Below are 19,095 nucleotides of genomic sequence, written 5' to 3'. Positions count from 1 at the left end.
TCAGGCCGCGCTGGCTTACGCCACCGTCAGGAAACGCAGCGGGTCGACCTGCCATTTTTCGGGCGATTCGTGGCGCACGATCTTGTCGCCGCCGCCATGGCCCACGCCGCGCGCCAGGTCCACCACCTGCGGCTTGATATAGGTCTGACTCCTGGTACTGTAGAACACGTTGACCTTAGGTGTGAGCAAGCTCGTTTCGTGCGGTTCGACGACCACGCCCAGGCGGCCCGACTCCAGCAGGACGAGGGTGCCGATCGGGTAGATGCCGACGCAACGCATGAATTCCTGGGTCAGCGCCGGATTGAAATGGAATTTGCTCCATTCGTACATCTTGCGCAGCGCCTCGGCCGCCGGCATGCCCTTGTGGTAGCAGCGGTCGGCCGTGATGGCGTCGTACACGTCGACAATCGCAGCCATCTGGGCCAGCTCACTGATGTCCTGTTCGCCCTGGCGGTCCGGATACCCCGTGCCGTCGCGGCGCTCGTGATGGTGCAGCGTGATGTCGAGCGGGATGGCGCCGATTTCGGGCGAGCGGCGCAAGAGATCGTAGCCGTCCCTGGGGTGGCGGCGGACGATCTCGAATTCCTCCTCGGTCAGGCGCCCTGGCTTGTTCAGAATTGCGTCCGGCACCAGAGCCTTGCCCGTATCGTGCAGCAGACCGCCGATGCCCGCCTGGTACGTGGTCTCCGCATCCATCTGGCGCGAACGACAGAAGGCGACGAGCAGCGTGCAGACGCTGACCGAATGCAGGAACGTGTAGTCGTCCTTGTTCTTGATGGCGGACAAACCGAGCAACGCGGACGCATTGCGCAGGATCGATGCGGTGATGTTCTCCACCACCGGCGACACCCTGTCCATTTCCACCGCCTTGCCCAGGCGCGCATCCTGCATCACCGTCTTGACCAGGCCGGCGGCCTGGCGCCGGATCGTCATGGCGCGGTCGAATTCCTCGGCCAGCGTGGTGCGCAGCGGCGTTATCGGCTGGGCGGCAATCGCGGCGACCTCGGCCTCCGTCGCGGCCTCGGCCTCGGCCACGGTCGGGGCGTTGCTTACGTCCAGCCCGCGCGCGCAATCGATCGCCACGGTACGGATGCCGGCCGCCAGGATCTTGCGGATCTCGTCCTCGGTCGTAATGACGAAACGGTTGCGGACGAACGGATGTTCCATCCAGCCGCAATCCAAGTCATGAATAAACATCCCCACGCGTAGCTGGGAAGAATCGACTTTCTTGAGCATGTGAGGATCCGGGGGGTGTGTTAATCTCGCCACGTTTTGGTGTCGTTCAAGTATATCAAGTGAGTGGCAACAACAATTTCCGGAAATAAATTTCTGGTCACTTTATGTAGCCATAAAGATACAAGTATTTACAAAATGGAACTCCGCCAGCTGCGCTATTTCGTCGCCATCGTGGACCACGGCTCGCTGTCGCGCGCTGCCCTCGTCCTGCACGTGGCGCAGCCGGCGCTGACCCAGCAACTGCGCCAGCTGGAAGAAGAACTGGGTGTGCAATTGCTGCACCGCTCGGCGCAGGGCGTGCTCAGCACCGACGCCGGCAAGGTGTTCTACGAACATGCGTTGGCCATCCTCAAGCAAGTCGCGGATGCGCAGGCGGCCGTCGTGCAATCGGCCGAGCGGCCGTCGGGCAGCGTCACGCTCGGCCTGCCGCACAGTATTTCGGATGCCCTCGCGCTGCCGCTGCTGACGGCGATCCGCCAGCGCTATCCCGAAATCACGCTGCAGCTGACCGAGGAAATCACCGGCAGCCTCGCCGAACAATTGCGCGCCGGCCGTATCAACCTGGCCGTGCTGTTCGACGACGGCCAGCTCGGTGGTTTCGTCGCCACCCCACTCGTGGAAGAAGAGCTGCGCTTCATCTGCCGCGCCGACGCGCCCGCCGCCGGGCGCGACAGCCTGACCTTGCGCGACGCGCTTGACACGACCCTGATCCTGCCGGGCCTGCAGCATGGCGTGCGGCCGCGCATCGAAAGCACGGCGCGGGCCGCGGGCCTGGCCACGCGCGACGTCATCGAAATCAATTCGATCGCGATCCTGAAATCGGCCATCCTGGCCGGCATGGGCGCCACCATCCTGCCGGTGGCGCCAGTGCAGGCCGAGGTCGAGCGCGGCGCGATGCGGGCGTTGGCCATCCGCAGCCCGGCCATCGCCCGCACCGTCGTGCTGTGCACCTCGCGCAATATCCCGCTCACCAATGCGGCCGCGGCCGTCAGCCGTCTCGTGGTCGAGGTAGCGCAGGGGCTGTGTGTCGACGGTCATTGGATCGGCGCGCGTTCGGTCGCGGCGTAATGCGGGCCATCATTTTTTCTTATGGCTCCATCCCCATTTCGTATTTCCGTATACGTCAACTTGTCTCTACACTTGGTGTAACAGCCGCCAAAGCGGCACCGGGACCCGATCCGGCAAGCGCCTACCCGGCGCGCCACCAGCACGGGTCCATCTGAAAACACAAAGTTTGGAGACACCATGCCTGACACCGTTCTGGGCCAGGGCGCATCCGCGTCCATGCCTGCCACGCCCGCCGTTCCCGCTCCCCTCAAAGACGTCAGCCTCGACGACAAGTACACCGCCACCTCCGGCAAGATCTTCCTGTCCGGCATTCAGGCCCTCGTGCGCCTGCCGATGATCCAGAAGCTGCGCGACGAACAGGCCGGCCTGAACACCGCCGGCTTCGTGTCCGGCTACCGCGGTTCGCCGCTCGGCGGCCTGGACGAGAACCTGTGGAAGGCCAAGGGTCACCTCGAAGCGAAAGCCATCCAGTTCGTGCCGGGCGTGAACGAGGATCTCGCGGCGACCGCCGTCTGGGGCACGCAGACCGTGGACCTGATCGGGCCGGCCAAGTACGACGGCGTGTTCGCGATGTGGTACGCGAAAGGCCCGGGCGTGGACCGCTGTGGCGACGTCTTCAAACACATGAACCATGCCGGCACGGCCAAGAACGGCGGCGTGCTGCTCGTCGCGGGCGACGACCACGGCGCCTATTCGTCGACCCTGCCGCACCAGTCCGACCACATCTTCGCCGCGTGCATGATCCCGGTGCTGTATCCGTCGAACGTGCAGGAATACCTGGACCTGGGCGTGCACGGCTGGGCGATGTCGCGCTTTTCCGGCCTGGCCGTCGCGTTCAAGGCGCTGGCGGATACGGTCGAATCGAGCGCCTCGGTCGATGCCGATCCATTCCGCGTCGAGGTAAAACTGCCGCAGGACTTCGCGATGCCGGAAGGCGGCCTGAATACGCGGCTGTCGTCCATCCCGCTGGGCCAGCAGGCGCGCAATCAGGAAGCCCTGATGCAGGACTACAAGATCTACGCGGCCCTCGCGTATGCGCGCGAGAACAAGCTGAATCGCACGACGATCGACAGCCCGGATGCGAAGCTCGGCATCATCGCGTCGGGTAAATCGTATGTGGACGTGCTGGAAGCGCTGGAAGAACTGGGCATCGACGAAGCGATGGCGGCGCAAGTCGGCCTGCGCCTGTTCAAGGTGGCGATGATCTGGCCGCTGGAGCCGGAAGGCGTGCGCGAATTCGCCCAGGGCCTGGACGAGATCCTCGTCGTGGAAGAGAAGCGCCAGGTCGTCGAATACCAGCTCAAGGAACAGCTGTACAACTGGCGCGACGACGTGCGCCCGCGCGTGATCGGCAAGTTCGACGAAAAGGGCGAATGGGTCGCGCCGCGCGGCGAATGGCTGCTGCCGCCGAAGGCCGATTTCTCCGTCGCCCAGGTGGCGCGCGTGATCGCCGGCCGCATCACCCGGCTGAATCTCGATGAGCGCACCCGCGACCTGATCAAGGCGAGACTGGCCTTCCTGGAAGCGAAGGACGCGGTGCTCATGAAAGCCGTGACGACGCCGTTCCGCCCCGCCTTCTATTGCTCCGGCTGCCCGCACAACACGTCGACGAAGGTGCCGGACGGCTCGTTCGCGCTGGCCGGCATCGGCTGCCACGTGATGGCCACGTCAATCTATCCGGAGATGAACAAGCTGACGACGCATATGGGCGGCGAAGGCGCGCCGTGGATCGGACAGGCCGCGTTCTCCAAGGTGCCGCACGTATTCCAGAATCTGGGCGACGGCACTTATTTCCACTCGGGTTATCTCGCCGTGCGTGCCGCCATCGCGGCCAAGGTCAACATCACTTATAAAATCCTGTACAACGATGCGGTCGCGATGACCGGCGGCCAGCCGGTCGACGGCACGACGTCCGTGCCGCTGATCGCGCGCCAGATGGCGGCCGAAGGCGTGCAGCGCATCGCGCTCGTGACGGAAGACCTGTCGCGCTATGAAGACCGCTCGGCCCTGCCGGCCGAAGTCACGCTGTACGACCGCAGCAAGATGGACGAGGTGCAGCGCGAACTGCGCGAGATCCCGGGCGTGACGGTGCTGATCTACGACCAGACCTGCGCGGCCGAGAAACGGCGCCGTCGCAAAAAGGGAGAATTCCCGGACGTGGCCAAGCGCATGGTGATCAACGAAGCCGTGTGCGAAGGCTGCGGCGATTGCGGCGTGCAGTCGAACTGCGTGTCCATCCTGCCGAAGGAAACGGAATTCGGCCGCAAGCGCGCCATCGACCAATCCGCGTGCAACAAGGATTATTCGTGCGCGAAGGGCTTCTGCCCGAGCTTTGCCACCGTCGAAGGCGGCACGCTCAAAAAGAACAAGGCCGGCGCCAGCAAGAAGGACGGCGACGATGGCTGGGGTCCGCTCCCGCTGCCATCGCTGCCGTCGATCGCGGCGCCGTACAACATCCTGATCAACGGCATCGGCGGCACGGGTGTCATCACCGTGGGCGCACTGATGGGCATGGCGGCCCATCTCGAAGGCAAAGGCGCGTCCGTGCTGGACATGACGGGCATGAGCCAGAAGAACGGCTCCGTCACCTCGCACGTGAAGATCGCGGAAACGCCGGAACGCCTGCGTGCCCAGCGCATCGCCACCGGCGAGGCCGACCTCGTGCTGGGCTGCGACATGCTGACCGCCGGCGCCGCCGACGCCATTTCGAAAATGCGTCCGGGCCGCACGATGGTCGTCGTCAACCTGCACGAACAGCCGACCGGCACCTTCGCCCAACAGAGAGATTGGGAATTCCCGGCCGAGCAAGTCCGCTCGCTGATCGTGGAAGCGGTGGGTGGCGAGGCCGGTGCCGACTTCCTCGATGCGACCAAGCTGGCAACAAACCTGATGGGCGATTCGATCGCGGCTAATCTGTTCATGCTGGGCTATGCGTGGCAGAAGGGCCTCGTGCCGCTGTCGGAAGCGTCGCTGCTGCGCGCCATCGAATTGAATGGCGTCGCGGTCGCATCGAACCAGCGCAGCTTCCTGTGGGGCCGCCGCGCCGCAGTCGACCTGAAACGGGTCGAACGCACGGCGATCCCGGCGCAACCGGTCGTGATCCAGATGCCGCAGAGCCTCGACAGCGTGATCAGGAAGCGCGTCGAGTTCCTGACCGGTTACCAGGACGCGGCCTACGCGACGCAGTACGAAACGCTGGTCGCCCGCGTGCGTGAGCGCGAGGCGGCGCTTGGCCTCGGCAACAAGCTCTCGATGGCCGTGGCCAAATCGTACGCCAAGCTGATGGCCTACAAGGACGAGTACGAGGTCGCGCGCCTGTACACGGACGGCCGCTTCGTCGAGCAGTTGCAAAGCCAGTTCGAAGGCACGTTCAGCGTGAAGTTCAATCTGGCCCCGCCGCTGTTTGCGAAGAAGGACGCCAAGGGCCACCTCGTGAAAGCCGAATTCGGGTCGTGGATGTGGAGTGCCTTCAAGCTGCTGGCCAAGCTGAAAGGCTTGCGCGGCACGGCGTTCGACGTGTTCGGCTACACGGCCGAGCGCAAGATGGAGCGCGCCCTGGTCAAGGAATACCGTGACATGATCGAGGCGCTGCTGCCGTCGCTGGACGCCGCCAACCACGCCGTCGCCGTCGAGCTGGCGGCGCTGCCGGAGCAGATCCGCGGCTTCGGGCACGTCAAGGAAAAGGCCGTGGCCGAGTACCGGGTGCGCCTGCAGGAGCTCCTCTCCGGCAACATCAAAAAGCGTGCCGCCTGATTTATTACGACGTCGTCCCCGCGTTATCACGACGTCGTCCCCCGCGCAAGCGGGGATCCATACTGAAGCAGCGTAGACGCAAACTCAGCATGGATTCCCGCGCGCGCGGGAATGACGATGCATTCTTGACGTTTACGTTAACGTCATATACCGTACAAAGAACCCCCAGTTCGCTTCCGTTTTCCAAGGAACACCATGAACGACATCACGCCCGCCGCCAAGCTCGACCTGCCGGAGCATGCCAAACTGTCCAACAAAGTCCGCTTCGTCACCGCCGCCTCGCTGTTCGACGGCCACGACGCCTCGATCAACATCATGCGCCGCATCCTGCAGACGAACGGCGCCGAAGTCGTGCACCTGGGCCATAACCGCTCGGTCGACGAAGTCGTCACCGCGGCACTGGCCGAGGACGTGCAGGGCATCGCCATCTCCAGCTACCAGGGCGGCCACGTCGAATATTTCAAGTACATGATCGACCTGCTGCGCCAGCGCGGCGGTGCCCACATCAAGGTGTTCGGCGGCGGTGGCGGCGTCATCGTCCCGCACGAGATCGAGGAACTCCATGCCTACGGCGTCACGCGCATCTTCTCGCCGGAAGACGGACAGCGCATGGGCCTCGTCGGCATGATCCGCTCGATGCTGGAAGCGTGCGACGTCGACCTGTCGACCTATGCCCCGACCACCCTCGAGCCGCTGCAGACCGGATCTGTCGAGCAGCGCCACCGTCCGCTCGCGCAGCTGATTACGGCACTGGAAAACGGCAAGGCATCGGCCGAACTGCGCAAGCGCATCATGGACACGGCCGAGGGCCTGAAAGTGCCGGTGCTGGGCATCACGGGCACGGGCGGCGCGGGCAAATCGTCGCTGACGGATGAACTCATCCGCCGCATCCGCCTCGACCAGGGCGACCGCCTCAACATCGCCGTGATCTCGATCGACCCGTCGCGCCGCAAATCCGGCGGCGCGCTGCTGGGCGACCGCATCCGCATGAATGCGATCAATCCGTGGAACAAGGATGGAGAAATGCGGGCGCGCGTGTTCATGCGCTCGCTCGCGACGCGCGAGGCGGGCTCCGAGATCTCGCAGGCGCTGCCCGACGTGATCGCCGCGTGCAAGGTCGCGGGCTTCGACCTCGTCATCGTCGAGACGTCGGGCATCGGCCAGGGCGACGCCGCCATCGTGCCGCATGTGGACGTGTCGATGTACGTGATGACGCCGGAATTCGGCGCCGCCTCGCAGCTCGAGAAGATCGACATGCTGGACTTCGCCGACTTCATCGCCATCAACAAGTTCGACCGCAAGGGCGCCCAGGACGCGCTGCGCGACGTGGCGAAACAGGTCCAGCGCAACAAGGAATTGTGGAGCAAGTCGCCGGACGAGATGCCCGTCTACGGCACGCAGGCGTCGCGCTTCAACGACGACGGCGTGACCGCCCTGTACCTCGGCCTGCTGCCGGCGCTGGCCCAATTCGGCCTGAAAACGGAAACGTCGAAGCTGCCCAAGCCGGCCACCAAATACTCGAGCGGCAAGAACGTGATCGTGCCGCCCGCGCGCACGCGCTACCTGGCCGAGATCGCGGACACGGTGCGCGGCTACCACCGCAGCGTCGCCAAGCAGGTGAAGCTCGCGCGCGAGCGCCAGCAGTTGACGGAAACGAAGCGCATGCTGGCCGCCGCCAACCGTGAAGTGGTCCTCGACGACCTGATCACGGAACGCGACAACGCGATGGAAGGCGAGGCGAAGAAACTGCTCGCGTCCTGGCCGCAGCTTCAGGAGACCTATGCCGGTGACGAGCATGTGGTCAAAATCCGCGACAAGGAAATCCGCACGAACCTCACCTACACGACGCTGTCCGGCAACAAGGTGCGCAAGGTCGCCCTGCCCCGCTTCGAGGACCACGGCGAGATCCTGCGCTTCCTGATGCTGGAAAACGTGCCGGGCGCCTTCCCCTACACGGCGGGCGTGTTCCCCTTTAAACGCGAAGGCGAGGATCCGACCCGCATGTTCGCCGGCGAAGGCGACGCGTTCCGCACCAACCGCCGCTTCAAACTGGTCTCGCAAGGCATGGACGCGAAGCGCCTGTCGACGGCATTCGACTCCGTCACGCTGTACGGCGCCGACCCTGCGCTGCGGCCCGACATCTACGGTAAGGTCGGTAACTCGGGCGTGTCGATCGCCACGCTGGACGACATGAAAGTGCTGTACGACGGTTTTGATTTGTGCAGCCCTGCTACCAGCGTGTCGATGACGATCAACGGCCCCGCCCCGACCATCCTCGCGATGTTCATGAACACCGCGATCGACCAGCAGATGGACAGGTTCGAGCGCGACAACGGCCGCAAGCCGAACCTTGAGGAAGCCGCGCAGATCCGGGCCTGGGTGCTGGCGAACGTGCGCGGCACCGTGCAGGCGGACATTTTGAAGGAAGACCAGGGCCAGAACACCTGCATCTTCTCGACGGAGTTCTCGTTGAAGGTGATGGGCGACATCCAGGAATACTTCGTCCAGAACCAGGTGCGCAATTTTTATTCCGTGTCGATCTCCGGCTACCACATCGCGGAAGCGGGCGCGAACCCGATCTCGCAGTTGGCCTTCACCTTGTCGAACGGTTTTACCTTCGTCGAAGCGTATCTCGCACGCGGCATGCACATCGACGACTTCGCGCCGAACCTGTCGTTCTTCTTCAGCAACGGCATGGACCCGGAATACACGGTGCTGGGCCGCGTGGCGCGCCGCATCTGGGCCGTCGCCATGCGCGACAAGTACGGCGCGAACGACCGCTCGCAAAAGCTGAAATACCACATCCAGACGTCGGGCCGCTCGCTGCACGCGCAGGAGATCGACTTCAACGACATCCGCACGACCTTGCAGGCGCTGATCGCGATCTACGACAACTGCAACTCGCTGCACACGAATGCCTACGACGAGGCGATCACGACGCCGACCGACGAATCCGTGCGGCGTGCGCTGGCGATCCAGCTGATCATCAACCGCGAATGGGGCCTGGCCAAGAACGAGAACCCGAACCAGGGCTCGTTCATCCTGGAGGAACTGACCGACCTCGTCGAGGAAGCGGTATTGCAGGAATTCGAGCGCATCGCCGAGCGCGGCGGCGTGCTCGGTGCCATGGAGACGGGCTACCAGCGCGGCAAGATCCAGGAAGAGTCGATGCTGTACGAGCACCGCAAGCACGATGGCAGTCTGCCCATCATCGGCGTCAACACTTTCCGCAACCCGAAGGGTGCGCAAGCCCCGGCGACGATCGAACTGGCCCGCTCCACGATTGAGGAAAAGCAATCGCAGCTCACGCGCCTGGCAGACTTCCACCGCCGTCATGCGGACGAGGCACCGGCCGCCTTGGCGGCCCTGCAGCAGGCCGCCATCGACAACGAGAACGTGTTCGCGCGTTTGATGGACGCCGTGCGTGTATGTTCCTTGGGCCAGATCACGACGGCGCTGTTCGAGGTCGGCGGACAATATCGTCGCAATATGTGAGCCCCGGTAGAATGGTTCCGGGACCATCACGGAGCCACGCATGCCGATCCAACCGCAACAACTTGCCGCCCTCATGCGCGAAGTCGAACAGGAAGACCCGATCGACTTCGCCGACCTGCCCTTCCCCGAGGACGACCTGCGCGAGCTGGTCGCCAACCACCTGTGCGAGATGGCCGCCTCGATGGAGAACTTCAGCACCGAAGATCGCCTGATGACCCTGCTGGCCGTATCAGCCAAGCTCGTACTCGAGAATCTGGTATTGCACGTGCAATTATTGCGTCGCCACGGTTTGCCTGTCGGCGACAATGTCGAAGCCCTGCTGAGCCGCCTGCGCAAAGGTGAAAACGGCCCGGAGCAGTAATATGGCCGTCATATTGTCGAGAAATGACGTTAAAAGGGCGAGACTTCCACCACTTTCGTGGGGGGATTTGCAACATGACGTCGAACTTGTGCGGCTTTATTACTATTCCTTCAGGTATTATTGTTGAAGAGGAATCCGCACAACAATGCGGTTACGACCCATATCCCAAGGAATTCTAGATGCCGCGTCATCCGAACAAGCTCAAACTTACCGCTGCCATCCTGTCCGGTGCTTTCATGGTAGCCGGCCTGTCCGCCTGCGGTCGCTCCACGCAATCGACCGAACAGCTGCTGGGTGAAGCCAAACAGTATCAGAAGAAGGGTGACCTGAAGTCGGCAATGATCCAGCTCAAAAATGCCGTCGAAAAGAACCCGGAAAACGGCGAAGCGCGCATCCAGTTGGGCAGTCTGGAACTCGGCATGGGCGACTACGCCTCGGCCGAAAAGGAATTCCGCAAGGCCCGATCGAGCGGTGTCGCGGCCGACCGCGTGCTGCCCCTGTTGGCCAAGGCGATGTCGCAGCAAGGCAAGTTCAAGGAAATTCTCGACGACATCACGCCGGAAGTCGCCGCCAAGTCGGCACCGCTGCTGACGCTGCGCGGCGAAGCCCTGCTGTCGACCGGCAAGGTCGACGAAGCCAAGCAGGCGTTCGACCAGGCGCTGGCGCTGAACGCCAATGCGGGCGATACGCTGCTCGGTCTGGCGCGCTACGCCATCGCCAAACAGGACAGGGATGCCGCCGAGCGCTATATCAATGAAGCGGTGGCCAAGGATCCCAAAAATCCGGAAGTCTTCATGGCGCACGGCACCATGCTGCGCACGCAGGGCAAGGCCGACGAGGCGATCGCCGCCTTCGACCAGGCGCTGGCACTCGATCCGCACCATCGTACGGCCCATATCGAAAAAGCCTATATCGATATCACCCGCGGCAAATTCCCGGACGCGAAAACGGAAATCGATGCCGCCGAGAAGAATGCGCCAGGCAATCTACTCGTGATCTATACCCGCGCCCTGTACGAATTCTCGCAAGGCAAATACCAAGCTGCCCAGGACGCCCTGCAGCGCGTGCTGAAAGTCGCGCCCGATCATATGCCGAGCATCCTGCTGGCGGGTGCATCCGAGCTGAATCTCGGCTCCCTGCAACAGGCCGACCAGCACCTGCGCAAGTACCTGGAAAACAATCCGAACGACGTCTATGCCCGCAAGCTGCTGGCCCAGGTCCAGCTCAAGAGCGCCCAGCCGAACGATGCCGCCGCTACCCTGGCGCCGGCACTCAAGAGCGCGGCGGACGATCCGCAGGTCCTGGCCCTGGCCGGCGAAACCTATATGCAGGTGCATGACTTCAACAAAGCCAGCGCCTACCTGGAAAAGGCCGCGGCGCTGGCGCCGAAGGCGGCCGGGCTGCGCACCTCGCTCGGCCTGTCCAAGCTGGCCCAGGGCGACCAGGCACGCGGCCTGTCCGAACTGGAAATGGCCACGGAGCTCGATCCCAAGTCGGCGCATGCCACGATGGCCCTGGTCCAGACGGAAATCAGCCTCAAGCATTACGACAAGGCGCTGGCCGCCATCGACGCCCTCGAAAAGCAGCAGCCCGAGAATCCGCAGGTGCTGACCCTACGCGGCGCGGTCAACATGGTGAAGGGCGACATTCCCGCCGCCCGCGCCGCGCTGGACAAGGCCGTGGCCCTGCAGCCGACCTTCATTCCGGCCGTGCAGAACCTGGCGCGCCTGGACCTCGTCGAGAAAAAACCCGACGCCGCCAAGCAGCGCTACGAAAAAGTCCTGCAAAAGGAACCGAACAACGCCGACGCGATGCGTGCCCTGGGTGAGTTGGCGCTCATGCAGAATCATCCCGACGAAGCGACGACGTGGTTCGAGAAGGCCAGCAATTCGAATCCGAATGCCGTTGTTCCCGCGATCACGCTCGGCAGGCATTACCTGCGTACGGGACAGGCACAGAAAGCCCTGACCGTGGCGCGCAAGTTCCAGACCGCCAACCCGACCAATCCGGAACTGGTGGAACTGCTGGGCCAGGCCCAGCTCGCCAACAAGGACACGGCCGGCGCGCTGGAAACCTACAGCAAGCTGACCAACCTGGTGCCGAAATCGGCCGCGCCGCACCTGCGCCTGGCCGGCGTGCACATGATGATGCAAAACAATACCGCCGCGGTCGATGACCTCAAGCGCGCCGTCGAACTGCAGCCGGACCTGCTTCCCGCCCGCCTGGCCCAGGTCGAGCTGGCCATGCGCATGGGCCACCCGGACGACGCGCTGGCCATGGCCCGCCAAATCCAGAAGCTCAACGACAAATCACCCGTCGGCTATGCGACGGAAGGCGACGTGCTGATGGCGCAGAAAAAGCCGGCGCAAGCCCTGCCGGCCTACGACAAGGCCTTGTCGCTCGCCAAGGCGCCGGAAATTCTCGTGAAATCCCTGCAGGCCATGACGCTGTCCGGCAAGGGCAAGGAAGCGCAGGCGCGCGCGGCCCAGTGGATCAAGGACCATCCGGACGACGTCCTGATCGGCATGTACGTGGCCGAGAACGACCTGGCCGCCAAGGATTACAAGGCCGCGATCGCGCGCCTGGAAGGTATCGTCAAGCGCACGCCGACCAACGCCGCCGCGCTGAACAACCTGGCGTATGCTTATCAGCAAGAAAAAGATCCGCGTGCCCTGGCAACTGCCGAGCAGGCGTATAAACTGGCAGACAACAGCCCCGGCATCATGGATACGCTGGGTTGGCTGCTGGTGGAGCAAGGCAATACGACGCGCGGCGTGCCACTGCTGCAGAAGGCCAGCAGCCTGGCGCCGAACTCGTCGGAAGTGCGCTACCACCTGGCGGTGGGCCTGAGCAAGTCGGGCGACAAGGCGGGCGCGCGCAAGGAGCTCGATAAGCTCCTCGCGAGCGATAAATCGTTCGCCCAGGCCGACGAAGCGCGCGCGTTGCTAAAAACATTGTAAGAAGCTAATATACGTTAATAAATAAATAATAATCCATGCCCGGCAGCGCCAGGGCATGGGCTACCAGAACTTCCGTCCGCCGCGTGCGGGTGATTTTAAACTTGGGGAATCCTGCGATGACGACTTTCGACGATTTTAAGGATCCAGAGGGTGGTTCGGCCGCATCCCTATCGGACGCTCATGATTTTGGTGATCGCGATAATATGACGCCCTCGCAATATGAGGATGTCATCGTGAACCACGATTCGTATGGAATCCGGCTTACCGATACTGCGGACGGGCGAAATTCGGCAAGTATGCTGATCAACAAGATGTACGCCTGGCGCGGCTATTCAGGCACGCACCAATTCAGCGACGACCCGAATCGCATTACGCTCACCGCCACCGACAAGGGCGATGTGGTCGGTACGCTCACAATCGGCATCGATTCGCCGATCGGCCTGATGGCGGACCAGATCTTCAAGGAGGAGCTGGACGCACACCGCAATCAGGGTGCGCGCCTGTGCGAATTCACGAAGCTGGCGTTCGACCCGTCGGTACGTTCGAAGACTTCGCTGGCCAACCTGTTCCACCTGGCCGTTATCTATGCCCGCGACATCCATCAATGTACGGATATCGTCATCGAAGTGAATCCGCGCCATCGCCGTTTTTACGAACGCATGCTCGGCTTCCAGCAGGAGGGCGAACTCAAAATCAATCCGCGCGTCGATGCACCGGCCTACCTATTGCGGGTAAATCTGGAATTTGTGACCGAGCAGATCCAGAAATTCGGCGGCACATTCAGCGCCGATAACAACGTTTCCGAGCGGTCCTTTTATCCCTATTTCTTCTCGCCGCGCGAAGAACGAGGCATTATCAACCGCCTCCTGCGCATGGACGAACAGCACGCATAAAAAGGGCTGTGCGCAGCAGGTATCATCGCCACGGCCCCTTTTATCGATAAAACCGTTTTTCCTCATCAATGACAAATCCGTTCCGCTATGAACAGGCGTTTTCACGCAATATCGGCTGGGTGACGCCGGCAGAACAGCAGACCCTGCGCAGCAAACGTATCGCCATCGCGGGCGGCGGCGGAGTCGGCGGCGTACACCTGCTGACCCTGGCGCGGCTGGGCGTAACAAAATTTCATATCGCCGACTTCGACACGTTCGATATCGTCAATTTCAATCGCCAGGTCGGCGCCATGATGTCGACGGTCGGCCAGCCCAAGGCCGAGGTCCTGGCTCGCATGGCCAAGGACATCAACCCCGAAATCGACGTCAAGATCTTTCCTGACGGCGTCAACCAGGGCAATCTCAACGCATTCCTGGACGGCGTCGACCTGTACGTCGACGCCCTCGACTTCTTCGCTTTCGACGCCCGCCAGCAGACGTTCGCCGCCTGCGCCCGCCTCGGCATCCCGGCCACGACGGCCGCGCCGCTGGGCATGGGCGCCGCCCTGCTGAACTTCCTGCCGGGACAGATGACGTTCGAAGACTATTTCCAATGGGGCGATCTGCCCGAACTGGACAAGGCGATCCGCTTCGTCGTCGGCCTCGCGCCGGCCGGCCTGCACCGTCCTTACCTGGTCGTGCCGGAAGCCGTCAACTTCGTGGAACGCCGCGGTCCGTCCACGTTCATGGCCTGCCAGCTGTGCGCCGGCATCGTCGCCACGGAGGCGCTCAAGATCCTGCTCGGCCGCGGCAAAGTACTGGCCGCGCCGCGCGGCGTGCAGTTCGACGCCTATCGCAACAAGCTGGCCCACACCTGGCGCCCGGGCGGCAACGCCAATCCGCTGCACCGGCTGATGATCGCCGTCGCCAAGCGCCAGATGACACGCCAGCTGGCCGGGAAGGCGGTACAGGCATGAACCTGCCGCAGACGATCCGCGACATCCTCGACCTGGCACGCTGGGCGCCAAGCGGCGACAACACCCAGGTGTGGCGATTCGAAGTGCTCGGTCCGGACCACGTCGCCGTGCACTTTTACGACACGCGCGAAGATACCGTGTACGACTTCCGCGGCCGTCCGAGCCAGTTGTCGCACGGCACTCTGCTGGAAACGATGGCGATCGCCGCCACCGCCCACGGCCTGCGCACCGAGATCGCCCGACGCCCGGACGACCAGGACCACCTGCCCGTGTTCGACGTGCGTTTCGTGCCTGATCCGGCGGCGAAACCGAGTCCGCTCATCGCCGCCATCCAGACCCGCAGCGTGCAGCGCCGCGCGATGAGCACGCGCGCCCTGCTTCCCCAAGAAAAACGCGCCCTCGAAGATGCCGTCGGCGACGGCTACCACGTGCGCTGGATCGAAGGCTTCGGTGGCAAGATGGCCGCGGCGCGCCTGATGTTTTCGAACGCCAAGCTGCGCCTGACGATGCCGGAAGCCTACGAGGTGCACCGCCGCATCATCCACTGGAACGCACGCCACAGCCCCGACCGCGTGCCCGACCAGGCCCTGGGCGTCGACGCCGCCACCTTGCGCCTGATGAAATGGGCGATGGTCAGCTGGAGCCGCCTGTCGACGATGAACCGCCTGATGGGCACCTGGGCGCCGCGCCTGCAGATGGACCTCGTTCCGGGGCTGCGCTGCGCCGCCCACTTCGTCATCATGGCCAAACGCGCGCCGGAGACGGTCGAAGACCACGTCGCCGCCGGCCGCGCCGTGCAGCGCTTCTGGCTGACGCTGACCCACCTGGGCCTGGCCATGCAGCCCGAGATGACGCCCCTGATCTTTTCCGCCTACGTGGAGCACGACCAGCCGTTCTCGACGGTCGACAAATTACACGGTTCGGCGCGGCAATTGCGGCAGCGCCTGCACAAGCTGATCGGCACCGGCAACGGTCATCCGGTCTTCATGGGACGGCTCGGCGCCGGCCCGGCACCCGAGGCCCGTTCGTTGCGCAAGCCGCTCGAAGAACTGATGAAGTAAACCGGCGGCGCGGGTTTCCCGCGCTGCCGGCGCCGTCCGTCACGCACGTTCCCGCAACCCTTTGACGATCAACGCCCCTATGGAACGTATCAAAATCCTATTCTTTGCGGAAGCGGTCACCCTGGCCCACGTCGGGCGTCCCATCGCGCTCGCGCAATCCCTCGATCCCGCGCGCTTCGACGTGCATTTCGCCTGCGCGGAAGGCTACGAATTCTGTTTCAACGGCACGCAGTTCACCCGCTGGACCATCCACAGCATCCCCAGCCAGCAATTCCTCGACGCGCTCGCGGGTGGCAAGCCCGTGTACAACGCGGCGACGCTGGCCGGTTACGTCGAGGACGACCTGCGCGTGCTCGACGCCGTGCGCCCCGACATCGTCGTCGGCGACTTCCGCCTATCGTTGTCCGTCAGCGCACGCCTGCGCCGGATTCCGTACGTGTCGCTGATGAACGCGTACTGGAGCCCTTACGTCGTGCAGCATTACGCCGTGCCGCACATCCCGCTGACGCGCCTCCTGCCGATCCGCATCGCCAATGCGATCTTCCGCATGGCGCGCCCGGTCGCGTTCGCCTCGCACTCCGTGCCGCTGAACCGCGTGCGCCGCCAGTACGGGCTGCCTTCGCTGGGCACCGACCTGCGCAAGGTCTATACGGACGCCGACTACAGCATGTATGCCGACGTCCCCGAACTGTTCCCTCCGAAAAGCCTGCCGCAGCAGCATGCATACATCGGCCCCATCATCTGGGCACCGCCGCTGGCCCAGCCCGATTGGTGGGACAAGCTGCCGGAAGACAAGCCGATCGTCTATGTGACCCTCGGCAGTTCCGGCCAGGGCCGCCTGCTGCCGCTCGTGCTGGAAGCGCTGGCGCCGCTGCCCGTGACCGTCATCGCGGCCACGGCCGGCACGATCGACGTCGCCAGCGCGCCGGCGAATGCATTCGTCGCACCGTATCTGCCGGGCGACCTGGCGGCGCAGCGTGCCAGCCTCGTCGTCTGCAATGGCGGCAGCCCGACCAGCCAGCAAGCCTTGGTCGCCGGCGTGCCGGTGCTGGGCATCGCCGCCAACCTCGACCAATTCCTGAACATGAGCGGCGTCATCAAGGCCGGCGCCGGCGCCCTGCTGCGCGCCGACCGTTTCCGCGCCAAAAAACTGACGCGCCAGGTGCGCGTGATGCTCGACGATCCGACGCTCAAGGCAGGGGCGCGGCGCGTGGCCGATGCGTTCGCCAATTACCCGACGCCGCAACGCATGGCCGCTTTTCTGGAAGGGATACGTGCTTTCCACCGGTTTGCGCCGGCTCATGGCGCAGGCGAACACCGGTTGGGCATGCTGGAGGACGACGGCGCGATGCTTTCCGATATGCGTTAAATGACTGTCGGTATTTTTTACACTATGCATCCTGCAATTTATTGGCGCTACTCAACTTTTATATAAGTCCTTGATTTTAAAAGGCACTCAGCAAGCTGGCATGGTGCTTGCATTAGGTTGGACAAAGCCTGCAATAACGCAGGCTCTCCCCGACAAACTTAACTGCAGATTACTTGGAGCCACAATGAAGAATTCGTTCCGCAAACTGATCCCGGTTGCAGCCGCCCTCGGTTTCGCATTTGCCGCATCGTCGGCACAAGCTTTCACCCTGAAGGATGGCACCAACGTCCTGGCAACGGATTCGACCACGCTGGACTGGAACGCGACCGGTAGCGGTGTTGCGAAAGGCGTCGGCCCGTTCGGCTCCCCGCTGACCGTCGGCCAGACCTTCCAGTTCCTGTACCAGTCGAACCTGGCCAGTGTCGACGGCGACACGACCGCCCTGTTCAACGGCCTGGACTTCAACGCCAACGGCGTCAAAGGCGCTGGCAAGACGTTCGAATTCACGATCGTCGCCAAGATGACCGAAAAAGTCACGAACCTGACCGGCGCAACCGCCGAGTTCGGCCTGGCCGGCACCGCAGCCGACAACAAAGTCGCAATCTACTACGATACCAAGGCCAATGCATCGACCACCGGCGGTACCGGTTTCGACGACGGCACGCTGATCGCCCTGCTGACCATCGTTCCGAGCAACACCCAGTCGACCTTCACCATCGTTGGTGCAGGCGGCCAGGGTTCGACCAAGCTGTCCGCTGGCAAAGTCGAAGCCGGTGACTTCATCGATCCGAACTATCTGGACGGCGTGTCGAGCCTGCTGTTCGGCGTGAACTTCGAATCGAACCTGAACTTCCCGGCTGGCAACTCGGCTACCCTGAACTTCCACAAAGGCGGCAGCAGCCTGTTCCCGGATTACACCGTGAACACCTCGAAAGACATCGTCTTCAAGGTCGACGGCTCGAACACCTTCACGAACGCTGTTCCGGAACCGGGCACGATGATGCTGCTGGGCATGGGCATGCTGGGTCTGGTCGGCGCACAGCGTCGCCGCCGCGCTCCGAAGGCCTGATCGGTCTTTCGGATCGCCTCATGAAAAAACCGCGGTTTCGACCGCGGTTTTTTTATTGCCGTTTTACGTGCCTTCGGGCGGCTTGAACATCTTGCCGACTTCGCGGATGACCATCGCGTGCGGGGCGAGCCCGGCAAACACGCGTTGTTTATAGGTGCCCTTGGCCGCGTTCACGACGGGCACATCGCGTTCCAGCCCCGCCAGCGCGGCGCGCACGACGTGGGCCGGCGGATCGCGTTCCACCAGGGCGCTCTCGTAGGCGCCGGCCTTGGCGTCGAATTCGGTGGCCGTCGGGCCCGGCACGAGCGTCTGCACGAGGATCCCGTGTTCCTTCCACTCGCCATGCAGCGCCTGGCTGAAGCTCTGCACGAAGGCCTTGCTGGCCGCGTACACCGCCATATAAGGCACGGGCTGGTAGGCCGCGGCCGACGATACATTGATCACGGCGCTGCTGGGGAACGAGGACAGATGCTCGAAGAAACGGCGGCACATCGCGACGAGCGTGGTCGTGTTGAGCGTATTGAGTTCGTCGTAGACGCTCGCATCGGTCGCCTCGAACCGCCCCCAGCGCCCTGCCCCGGCGTTATTGCACAGCAGGCGCACGCGGATGCCCGCGCTATCGAGTTCCGCGCGGATGCGCGCCACGGCGGCCGGATCGGCCAGATCGGCGGCGATGGCCCGCGCTTCGACCCCGTATTCGGCACGCAATGCCTGGACGACGGTCTGCAGGCGCTCGTCGCGCCGCGCCACGAGCACCAGCTGCATGCCGGCCTGCGCCAGCTGACGGGCGAATTCCTCGCCGATGCCGGACGATGCGCCGGTCACCAGCGCCCAATGGCCTTTTAAGTCGGAAAGCCGCATCGGCGTTCTCCTT

12 protein-coding genes are annotated in these 19,095 nt (G+C 63.6%); 10 read left to right on the top strand and 2 right to left on the bottom strand.

Annotation, left to right across the window (positions count from 1 at the left end; translation table 11 throughout):
- Positions 1-15: 15 nt before the first annotated feature.
- Positions 16-1,236, bottom strand: coding sequence for an HD-GYP domain-containing protein (locus BVG12_RS20900; RefSeq protein ID WP_075794090.1), 1,221 nt, complete (start codon positions 1,234-1,236; stop codon positions 16-18).
- Positions 1,237-1,371: 135 nt separating this feature from the next.
- On the opposite strand from BVG12_RS20900, the gene BVG12_RS20895 reads away from it, so the two are divergent.
- The 10 genes from BVG12_RS20895 (at position 1,372) to pepA (ending at position 18,221) form a co-directional block, all read left to right on the top strand.
- Positions 1,372-2,304 (top strand): LysR substrate-binding domain-containing protein, encoded by a 933-nt coding sequence (locus BVG12_RS20895; protein WP_075794089.1) that lies wholly within the window; start codon positions 1,372-1,374, stop codon positions 2,302-2,304.
- A 177-nt stretch (positions 2,305-2,481) separates the two neighbouring features.
- Positions 2,482-6,057, top strand: coding sequence for an indolepyruvate ferredoxin oxidoreductase family protein (locus tag BVG12_RS20890; protein WP_075794088.1), 3,576 nt, complete (start codon positions 2,482-2,484; stop codon positions 6,055-6,057).
- Positions 6,058-6,252: 195 nt separating this feature from the next.
- A complete protein-coding gene (gene icmF, locus BVG12_RS20885; RefSeq protein ID WP_075794087.1) occupies positions 6,253-9,552 on the top strand; it encodes a fused isobutyryl-CoA mutase/GTPase IcmF in 3,300 nt (1,099 codons plus the stop codon).
- Between the two features lie 40 nt (positions 9,553-9,592).
- Positions 9,593-9,913 (top strand): hypothetical protein, encoded by a 321-nt coding sequence (locus BVG12_RS20880; RefSeq protein ID WP_075794086.1) that lies wholly within the window; start codon positions 9,593-9,595, stop codon positions 9,911-9,913.
- Between the two features lie 179 nt (positions 9,914-10,092).
- Complete coding sequence (prsT, locus tag BVG12_RS20875; protein ID WP_075794085.1) at positions 10,093-12,873, top strand: XrtA/PEP-CTERM system TPR-repeat protein PrsT; 2,781 nt, start codon at positions 10,093-10,095, stop codon at positions 12,871-12,873.
- A gap of 116 nt (positions 12,874-12,989) precedes the next feature.
- Positions 12,990-13,766 carry an N-acyl amino acid synthase FeeM domain-containing protein gene (locus BVG12_RS20870; RefSeq protein ID WP_229503673.1) on the top strand — a complete coding sequence of 259 codons (777 nt, stop codon included), beginning with the start codon at positions 12,990-12,992 and terminating at the stop codon, positions 13,764-13,766.
- A gap of 68 nt (positions 13,767-13,834) precedes the next feature.
- Positions 13,835-14,722 carry a ThiF family adenylyltransferase gene (locus BVG12_RS20865; protein ID WP_075794084.1) on the top strand — a complete coding sequence of 296 codons (888 nt, stop codon included), beginning with the start codon at positions 13,835-13,837 and terminating at the stop codon, positions 14,720-14,722.
- Positions 14,719-15,783, top strand: a complete 1,065-nt coding sequence (locus tag BVG12_RS20860) for a nitroreductase family protein (protein ID WP_075794083.1) — start codon at positions 14,719-14,721, stop codon at positions 15,781-15,783. The genes BVG12_RS20865 and BVG12_RS20860 overlap by 4 nt, the downstream gene beginning before the upstream one ends.
- A 79-nt stretch (positions 15,784-15,862) precedes the next feature.
- Complete coding sequence (locus BVG12_RS20855; protein ID WP_075794082.1) at positions 15,863-17,152, top strand: glycosyltransferase; 1,290 nt, start codon at positions 15,863-15,865, stop codon at positions 17,150-17,152.
- Between the two features lie 184 nt (positions 17,153-17,336).
- A complete protein-coding gene (gene pepA, locus BVG12_RS20850) occupies positions 17,337-18,221 on the top strand; it encodes a flocculation-associated PEP-CTERM protein PepA (RefSeq protein WP_075794081.1) in 885 nt (294 codons plus the stop codon).
- Between the two features lie 63 nt (positions 18,222-18,284).
- Here the strand turns inward: pepA and BVG12_RS20845 are convergent, their stop codons facing one another.
- Positions 18,285-19,082: an SDR family NAD(P)-dependent oxidoreductase gene (locus BVG12_RS20845; protein WP_075794080.1), complete on the bottom strand. Its 798-nt coding sequence runs from the start codon at positions 19,080-19,082 to the stop codon at positions 18,285-18,287.
- Positions 19,083-19,095: the final 13 nt, after the last annotated feature.

It is taken from the genome of Massilia putida (assembly GCF_001941825.1).
Classification (GTDB): domain Bacteria; phylum Pseudomonadota; class Gammaproteobacteria; order Burkholderiales; family Burkholderiaceae_D; genus Telluria; species Telluria putida.
The sequence above is the reverse complement of the archived record's forward strand: the minus strand, read 5'-3'. Positions and strand labels throughout refer to the sequence as shown.

Excerpts from the sequence above, each read along its gene's own strand:
- BVG12_RS20900 (WP_075794090.1), bottom strand. The coding sequence starts at position 1,236 with ATGCTCAAGAAAGTCGATTCTTCCCAGCTACGCGTGGGGATGTTTATT.
- BVG12_RS20895 (WP_075794089.1), top strand. The coding sequence starts at position 1,372 with ATGGAACTCCGCCAGCTGCGCTATTTCGTCGCCATCGTGGACCACGGC.
- BVG12_RS20890 (WP_075794088.1), top strand. The coding sequence starts at position 2,482 with ATGCCTGACACCGTTCTGGGCCAGGGCGCATCCGCGTCCATGCCTGCC.
- icmF (WP_075794087.1), top strand. The coding sequence starts at position 6,253 with ATGAACGACATCACGCCCGCCGCCAAGCTCGACCTGCCGGAGCATGCC.
- BVG12_RS20880 (WP_075794086.1), top strand. The coding sequence starts at position 9,593 with ATGCCGATCCAACCGCAACAACTTGCCGCCCTCATGCGCGAAGTCGAA.
- prsT (WP_075794085.1), top strand. The coding sequence starts at position 10,093 with ATGCCGCGTCATCCGAACAAGCTCAAACTTACCGCTGCCATCCTGTCC.
- BVG12_RS20870 (WP_229503673.1), top strand. The coding sequence starts at position 12,990 with ATGACGACTTTCGACGATTTTAAGGATCCAGAGGGTGGTTCGGCCGCA.
- BVG12_RS20865 (WP_075794084.1), top strand. The coding sequence starts at position 13,835 with ATGACAAATCCGTTCCGCTATGAACAGGCGTTTTCACGCAATATCGGC.
- BVG12_RS20860 (WP_075794083.1), top strand. The coding sequence starts at position 14,719 with ATGAACCTGCCGCAGACGATCCGCGACATCCTCGACCTGGCACGCTGG.
- BVG12_RS20855 (WP_075794082.1), top strand. The coding sequence starts at position 15,863 with ATGGAACGTATCAAAATCCTATTCTTTGCGGAAGCGGTCACCCTGGCC.
- pepA (WP_075794081.1), top strand. The coding sequence starts at position 17,337 with ATGAAGAATTCGTTCCGCAAACTGATCCCGGTTGCAGCCGCCCTCGGT.
- BVG12_RS20845 (WP_075794080.1), bottom strand. The coding sequence starts at position 19,082 with ATGCGGCTTTCCGACTTAAAAGGCCATTGGGCGCTGGTGACCGGCGCA.